The sequence below is a fragment of the Vagococcus fluvialis genome (assembly GCF_003337315.1).
Taxonomy (GTDB): domain Bacteria; phylum Bacillota; class Bacilli; order Lactobacillales; family Vagococcaceae; genus Vagococcus; species Vagococcus fluvialis.
Window position 1 is genome coordinate 59,998 of record NZ_QPJV01000014.1, and the last position, 8,102, is coordinate 68,099.

Consider the following 8,102-nt stretch of genomic DNA (forward strand, 5'->3'; position numbering starts at 1 on the left):
AGTAAGGTAAGATTTTTAACATCTTTTTTTTTGTATTCAACGCAATCAATTGACGGATGTACTTTTTTTTGGTAAGTTTGTAAATAAAATAAAAATAAGGGAGTGCTATTTTCTAATGACAAATTGGGAAACAAAATTTTCAAAAAAAGGTTTTACTTTTGATGACGTCTTATTAATTCCAGCAGAAAGCCACGTATTACCAAACGATGTGGATTTATCGGTGGAGCTTGCGCCCAATTTAAAACTTAATATTCCAATTATGAGTGCCAGTATGGATACAGTTACTGATAGTAAGATGGCCATTGCAATGGCTAGACAAGGTGGATTAGGGGTTATCCACAAAAATATGTCAATTGAACAACAAGCTGACGAAGTGAGAAAGGTAAAACGTTCTGAAAGTGGCGTTATTATCGATCCATTTTTCTTAACACCAGAAAGCTTAGTAGCTGAGGCAGAAAATTTAATGGGGACTTACCGTATTAGCGGTGTGCCAATCGTAGAAACGTTAGAAAATAGAAAATTAGTTGGTATTTTAACAAACCGTGACTTAAGATTCATCTCTGATTATCAACAACCAATTTCAGGGGTAATGACTAAAGAAGATTTAGTAACTGCTCCTGTTGGAACATCTTTAAAAGATGCAGAGAACATTTTACAAAAACATAAAATTGAAAAATTACCTCTTGTTGATGAAGAAGGTAAATTAAGTGGCTTAATTACCATTAAAGATATTGAAAAAGTGATTGAGTTCCCAAATGCAGCTAAAGATAAACATGGTCGTTTACTTGCAGCAGCAGCAGTTGGTGTAACAAGTGATACTTTTGAACGTGCAGAAGCTTTGATTGAAGCTGGAGTAGATGCATTAATTATTGATACAGCTCATGGTCATAGTGCAGGTGTTATTCGTAAAATTAAAGAAATTCGTGAAACATTCCAAGATGTTGTTATCATTGCTGGTAACATTGCGACAGCTGAGGGAGCTAGAGCTCTTTATGAAGTTGGTGTAGACGTAGTTAAAGTCGGAATTGGTCCTGGATCAATTTGTACAACTCGTGTTGTTGCTGGTGTTGGGGTACCACAATTATCTGCTATTTATGACGCTGCAGGAGTAGCTCGTGAATATGGAAAAGCAATCATTGCTGATGGTGGTATTAAATATTCAGGAGATATCGTTAAAGCTCTTGCTGCTGGTGGACATGTAGTAATGCTTGGTTCAATGTTAGCAGGAACAGACGAGTCACCTGGTGAGTTTGAAATTTTCCAAGGACGTCGTTTTAAAACTTACCGTGGTATGGGTTCTCTTGGAGCTATGGCTAAAGGTTCTAGTGACCGTTACTTCCAAAGCTCAGTTAATGAAGCAAACAAGTTAGTTCCAGAAGGTATTGAAGGTCGTGTGGCTTACAAAGGTAGTGCTCAAGATATCGTCTTCCAAATGATTGGTGGACTTCGTGCTGGTATGGGATATGTTGGAGCAGGTAACTTAAAAGAGTTACGTGAAGATGCTCAATTTGTTCAAATGAGTGGGGCTGGATTACGTGAATCTCATCCACATGATGTTCAAATTACAAAAGAAGCACCAAACTATTCAATTGAGTCATAAAATATTAAGAGGTTTGACACATTGTCAGCCTCTTTTTTGTTAAACTTAGTGAGAGATGTAGAAAATGACATACGACAAATTTTTAAATTTGTGCCAAATTTGTCATGAAATTTAAAATTGGGCGTCAGGTGAGTGTCTAAAAAGTTAAATCTATTGTTTAATTATTTTAAAAATATAATTTAAAATAAGATAAAGAGACTTTTTATTTTAATGTAATGGCGCAAATTTTTAAATTTGTCGTATGTTAAAAGTAGAGTATGGAGGAAATTTGATGAGAAAAATCGGGATAATCGGCTTAGGTCATGTAGGAGCAGACGTTGCTTATACATTATGTCGAGAAAAATTAGTTAGTCATTTAGTATTGATTGATAAACTAGAAGAAAAAGTCTTAGCTGAAAAGCTTGAAATAGAGGATAGTTTAGTTCCTTGGGATTATTCAGTTAAAATTGATACCCAGAACTATGGAACTCTGCGAGATGCTGAAATAGTTATTATTAGTGTGGGAAGTCAAAGCATCGATAATGAAAATCGGAATTCGGAGTTATTAGATAATGTGGCTTCAGTTAAAGAAACTATCCCTCGAGTAGTAGCAAGTGGATTTAAAGGTATTTTTATCGTTATATCTAATCCTTGTGATACAATTACTCGCTTAGTACAAGAAATTAGTGGGTTTCCTCAGTCGCGTGTTATAGGAACAGGAACTTTACTTGATACAAGTCGAATGAAACGAATAGTTAGCCAACATTTTAATGTATCGCCTCAAGATGTTACAGGATATGTCTTAGGAGAACATGGTGAAAGCCAGTTTATTCCGTGGTCATTAGTTCAAATAGATGGAAAATCATTATTAGAAAATTATTCATTATCTATGGAAGAGGCTGAGCTATTAAAAGAAAAAACACGTTTAGGTGGTTGGGAAATTCACTCTGGTAAAGGATGGACTAGTTTTGGGATTGCTTCAATGTGTGCTCGTTTGGTACAAGCTATTCAGTTAGATGAAAATCGAATTTATCCTGTTTCAGTATACGATGAAAGAGAGAAGTTATACTTAGGTTATCCAGCTAAAATTGGCAGAAAAGGGATTTCACAAAAAGTTGATGTCGTATTAACAGAAAAAGAATCAGATTTATATCGTTCATCGGCACAAGCAGTTAGAGAAGTTTATAATTTAATTAAATAAAAAAATCATCTCAAGGAAAATATTCTTGAGATGATTTTTTATTATTTAGTAATAGTAGTTAAGCCACCCATATATGGAACAAGAGCTTCAGGAATTGTCACACTACCATCTTCATTTTGGTAATTTTCTAAAATCGCAGCTACTGTACGACCAACTGCAAGTCCAGATCCATTTAATGTATGAACATAATCTGTTTTCCCTTCTTCATTACGGAAGCGGATTTTAGCACGTCTTGCTTGGAAGTCTTCACAGTTAGAACAAGAGCTGATTTCACGGTAAGTATCTTGAGCTGGAATCCAAACTTCGATATCATATGTTTTAGCAGCAGAGAACCCCATGTCACCAGTACATAAAGTAATTGTACGGTAAGGCAGGTTTAATTTTTCTAAAATCGCCTCTGCGTTAGCTGTCATTTTTTCTAACTCTTCGTAAGAAGTGTCAGGATGGCTTAATTTAACCATCTCAACTTTATTAAATTGGTGTAAACGAATTAAACCTCTTGTATCTCGTCCAGCACTACCTGCTTCAGATCTAAATGATGGGCTTAAAGCTGTAAAGTAAACAGGTAATTGCTCTGGTGCTAAAATTTCATCACGGTAATAGTTTGTTAAGGGCACTTCAGCTGTTGGAATTAACGTATAGTTACTGTCTTCAATTTGGAAAACATCTTCTTTAAATTTAGGGAATTGTCCAGTACCAAACATAGATGTTTCATTAACAATGTAAGGTGTCATCATTTCAGTATAACCATGCTCATAAACATGAGTATCTAACATTAAGTTATAGATAGCTCTTTCTAAGCGAGCTCCTAAGCCTTTATAGAAAACAAAACGGCTACCTGAAACTTTTGCCCCGCGTTCAAAATCTAAAATCCCTAAGTTTTCAGCTACTTCCCAGTGTGGTTTTGGCTCGAAATCAAAGGTTTTAGGTGTTGACCAACGTTTAACTTCTACATTATCTTCTTCATCTGCTCCAACTGGTACATCAGCTGCAGGTAAATTAGGTAGAGTATGAGAAATAGTTTGTAGTTTTTCATCAATGACACGAATTTCTTCGTCTAGGCCTTTGATAGTTTCTCCAACTTCTTTCATCTCTTTAATTTTGTCATCAGCATTTTCTTTGTTGCGTTTTAAAGTAGCAATTTCTTGAGACACATCATTACGAGTTTTTTTAAGAGTTTCTACTTTTACTAAGTGATTACGTCTTTCTTGATCAAGGATAACAAACTCATTTAATACCTCTTCGTTTACGCCACGAGTCATTAATTTTTCTTTAACTTCATCAATATTTTGTCTAATAAATTTTACATCTAACATATTATTTCCTCCTTATAATAATAAAATAAAAAACCTCTCAACCCCAAAAGAGAATAAACTCTTTTGGGGCGAGAGGTTGAATTTCGCGGTACCACCCAGATTTTTACACAGAAACGTGCCTTCATTAAATGCAGAATAACGGCCATTGCTTACCGGTGTAACTTAATCAAAAATTGTTTTCGTTACACGTCTTTTAAAAGTGGATTCTTAAACCTATTGTATTGACTTTCACCAACCGTCAACTCTCTAAAACAACAAAATTTAATACTATTCTTTCGACATTTATTATTAGCTAGAGTATAACGACTTTTTTTTCATCTGTCAAATAATGAGAAATTAAGCTTTACCAGAGATTCTATGCCAAATAATTGTAAAGATATTATCTTTTTTTATGTCATTTTTTAGTGTGACATCAACATAAGCTTCTTTTTCTTCTTCTTTTGTTAGATAGCCTAATTTATCAGTTTTATCTGTAGCATATTGATGTGCAATGACTGTTTTATTAGTCATTGGAGCTTTAATGTTACCATGTCGATCTACTTGTTTCGTAGTTGTTTTAACGGATAGTGCTAAATTTTTTGGAGATGTTACCCATACTTTGACATCATCTTTAACAATAATATCTGCATTTTTCTCTTTTGAATTTTTTATACCAATTTGCTTCGTACTAGCTAGCTCATCTTTTTTAATCGCTGTTTCGTAAGAAAAATGTTCATTGATATAGTTTAGAAGTTGATAGGTTTCTTCAAAACGATTAGCAGCTTCTTCATCAACACCTAAGACTACAGTAATAATATGTGTCCCATCAATTTCCATTGTTCCCACATAACAACCACCAGCAACAGGAGAAGTTCCTGTTTTCAAGCCGTCCATACCTTCAATATAATAATCAAATCCTGGTAACATATCACTAGAATTCCATAAAACAAGAGGTTCTTTAGACTTTTCAAATAAAGTTATACTAGGTTGAGAGGTAATATCTAGTACCTCTGGATAATCAGTAATTAGATGTTGAGCCACAATGGCTACATCTTTTGCACTCATCATGTTTTCATCAAGTTCTTTTGTCCCTTTATAAAAAGGAGGGACAATGTATTCGTTACTTAACCCAGAAGCAGAAACAAGAAGTGCATCATGGATACCCCAAAGTTCCAGCTTGTCATACATCATACCAACAAATGCTACTTCGGATCCTGCAATGTATTCAGCTAAAGCAGATGTTAGTGAATTTGCAGAAGAAACAAGAGCTCCGATTAAAGCATCTTGAACGGTAAAAGTTTGATCTTTTTCAATAGGAATATTAGATAGGTCTGGATCTTGACTTAATTTAATTAGATGATCACTAATTGGTAGTGGATCGGACCATGAAATATTTTCATGCTCAACCTCTTCATAAACTAAGTAAGCAGATAAGATTTTGGTTACTGAAGCAATTCCTAAAACTTCATCACTGTTTTGACTATAAAGAATTTTGCCGGAATTAGCATCGATAGCTAAAGCGGCTTTTGCTTGAACAGAAAAATCTGTTCCTAATGCCTGTGCTTGGATTGGAGTGAAAATAAATAATGGCAATACTAAAACAAGTGTTGTTATCTTTCCAAGTAGACATTTAAATGATGTCATAAATAAAACCCTTTCTCATATGTTTAAATAATTGAGTCAATTTAAAATTTAACAAAAAAAGTGAGTCTGTGCAAATAGCTAGACTCACTCTTTATCTTGTTTAAGTGGTAAATGAATAATAAACGATGTCCATCCTTTTTCAGATGTTGCATAAATTTGACCACAGTGTAAATCTACAATACTTTGTGAAATAGCTAAACCGAGTCCAGTTCCACCTGTTTGCTGTGACCTGGATTCCTCTACACGATAAAAACGATCGAATAATAAATCTAAAGATTCTTTAGGGATTTCTTTACCATCATTTTTAACTGTAATAATTACTTCATCGCCAACTTTTTCAGAAGTAATTATAATTTTAGAACCGTCTACTCCATATTTCAGTGCATTAGATAGTAGATTATCGAAAACGCGGACTAACTTTTCAGTGTCACCCTCCATTAAAAGAGAAGCGGGTGAAGCTTCAAAATCAATAGCAACATCTTTTTTTTGCGCATCTAATTCAAAATCTACAACAATCTGCCCAATTAATTGCTGCATATCAAAGGTAACTAGATTAATCGGCGTATTTGATTGTCTAACTTTTGTGTATTCAAATAAATCATCTACTAATAGTTTCATTTGTTTCGATTTTAAGTAAGCAGTATGTGTATATTTAAGAAGCTCTTCTTCATTAGAATATTTACCTTCTTCTATTAAACCCAGGTAACCGATAATAGAAGTTAAAGGAGTTCTAATATCATGACTTACGTTTGTAATAAGTTCATCTTTTGATTGTTCAATTCGTCGTTCTTCTTCAATAGCTTCTACTGTACTATCAACAAGAGCATTAATGCTTCGAATTAATTTACCAAGATCCCCATTTAAATCAAAAGGAATTCGGTGATCATAGTGTCCGCTTGAAATATAATGAAGCTCACTAATAATATGTCTTTGTTGCATTTGTTTATAGCGTCTAATTAATCGCCAGTAGAGAATAGCAATATCTAATATTCCCATTAGGAAAAAAATGGGCTTTTTCCAAACCATTGCTTTTGGGCTATAAAAAGCTTCGTAAATAGAAGGCATGAATTTATTAGTAAACGATTCGAGTGAAATACTAGTTTGAATAATTTGAACTAAAATCATGTACATTGCTAAATTTAGAAGAATTAAAAGTATAATAGTAACTAATCCTTCTATAAATAACTCACTTTTTTCTTTAGAGGTTAATTGAATCCGTGTGTACTTCTTTGAATCATCCCTCAATTTTATAGCCAACCCCCCAAACAGTTTGAATGACTTTCTCACCATTTGTAGCTTCCTCAATCTTATCTCTTAAATGACTAACATGAACCATTACTGTTTTCGCAGAGACAAGACTTTCTTGTTGCCAAACACGCTCAAAAATTTCATCCGCACTAAAAACACGATTAGGATGGCTTGCTAAGAGATGTAAAATACCAAATTCTAAAGCTGTTAATTGAATATTAATTCCTTTATCAGTTGTTACTTCATGAGAATCCTTCTTTATAATAAGAGGACCAATTTCAAGCTCATCAGGAACATCAGTTTTAACTTGCATATTAGTTCGTCTTAATAACGATTTAACACGTGCCATAATTTCCAATGGATTAAAAGGCTTAGTAACGTAATCGTCCGCCCCAGCAATTAAACCTTGAATTTTATCCATATCAGTTGTTTTTGCAGTTAACATGATAATTGGAATTTGAGAATCTTTTCTAAGTTCTTTAACAACTTCCATGCCATCCATCTTAGGCATCATAATATCTAAGATCATTAAATCAATATCAGGATTAGTTGTAATCTTGCTTAGAGCTTCTTTTCCATCGTACGCTTTAATCACATCATAGCCTTCATTTTTTACATATATGCTTAATAATTCAACGATTTCTTTATCATCATCTACAACAAGTATCTTCATTGTCAATCTCCCTCGTTTCGTATAGTAATAACTATATTGTACCAAATATTCAAAAACAAAAAATAGATTTAAAAATATGTTTACAAATTTTTTAAAAAGTAGTATATTACTATTTGTTGCTGTTACGAAAAAAGATAAAAAAACATTTCAAATGTTGTTGACAATTAATATTGAGTCATGTTATTATTTTGAAGTTGCCTCATGACAAGCATTTGTTTCTGAGAGCAAACGCAGTAAAAAAAATAAAAAAACTTGTTGACATCAAATAACAAGTTTGGTATTATTAAAAAGTTGTTACGACAACTTAGAAATAGATCTTTGAAAACTGAACAAAGTAAGACAAACCAAATGTGTAGGGCGTTTCTACTTAGTAGAAACAAACCATATTTAGTGAATACAATTCGCTAGCAAGTTTTAAAATTAATGAGCTAAACATCTTTAAGATGTTAATCAACTTTTATT

At 33.3% G+C, this 8,102-nt stretch carries 6 protein-coding genes and 1 other annotated feature; of the genes, 2 read left to right on the forward strand and 4 right to left on the reverse strand.

The features are described 5' to 3' along the window. Positions 1 to 115: 115 nt before the first annotated feature. Both guaB and DFR54_RS11625 read left to right on the forward strand, forming a co-directional pair. Positions 116 to 1,600 carry an IMP dehydrogenase gene (gene guaB / locus DFR54_RS11620; protein WP_086340769.1) on the forward strand — a complete coding sequence of 495 codons (1,485 nt, stop codon included), beginning with the start codon at positions 116 to 118 and terminating at the stop codon, positions 1,598 to 1,600. Between the two features lie 271 nt (positions 1,601 to 1,871). Then, positions 1,872 to 2,780: a lactate/malate family dehydrogenase gene (locus DFR54_RS11625; RefSeq protein WP_170126960.1), complete on the forward strand. Its 909-nt coding sequence runs from the start codon at positions 1,872 to 1,874 to the stop codon at positions 2,778 to 2,780. Positions 2,781 to 2,821: 41 nt separating this feature from the next. Here the strand turns inward: DFR54_RS11625 and serS are convergent, their stop codons facing one another. The 4 genes from serS to croR form a co-directional block, all read right to left on the reverse strand. Next, positions 2,822 to 4,096, reverse strand: a complete 1,275-nt coding sequence (gene serS, locus DFR54_RS11630) for a serine--tRNA ligase (RefSeq protein WP_114290361.1) — start codon at positions 4,094 to 4,096, stop codon at positions 2,822 to 2,824. Between the two features lie 61 nt (positions 4,097 to 4,157). Continuing rightward, positions 4,158 to 4,381, reverse strand: a binding site (T-box leader). 51 nt (positions 4,382 to 4,432) lie between these two features. Next, positions 4,433 to 5,719 (reverse strand): serine hydrolase, encoded by a 1,287-nt coding sequence (locus DFR54_RS11635; protein ID WP_114290362.1) that lies wholly within the window; start codon positions 5,717 to 5,719, stop codon positions 4,433 to 4,435. An 84-nt stretch (positions 5,720 to 5,803) separates the two neighbouring features. Further along, positions 5,804 to 6,964, reverse strand: a complete 1,161-nt coding sequence (locus tag DFR54_RS11640) for a sensor histidine kinase (RefSeq protein WP_474104417.1) — start codon at positions 6,962 to 6,964, stop codon at positions 5,804 to 5,806. Beyond that, positions 6,954 to 7,640 carry a response regulator transcription factor CroR gene (croR, locus tag DFR54_RS11645; RefSeq protein WP_114290364.1) on the reverse strand — a complete coding sequence of 229 codons (687 nt, stop codon included), beginning with the start codon at positions 7,638 to 7,640 and terminating at the stop codon, positions 6,954 to 6,956. Before croR ends, DFR54_RS11640 begins: the two co-directional genes overlap by 11 nt. Positions 7,641 to 8,102 lie beyond the last annotated feature (462 nt).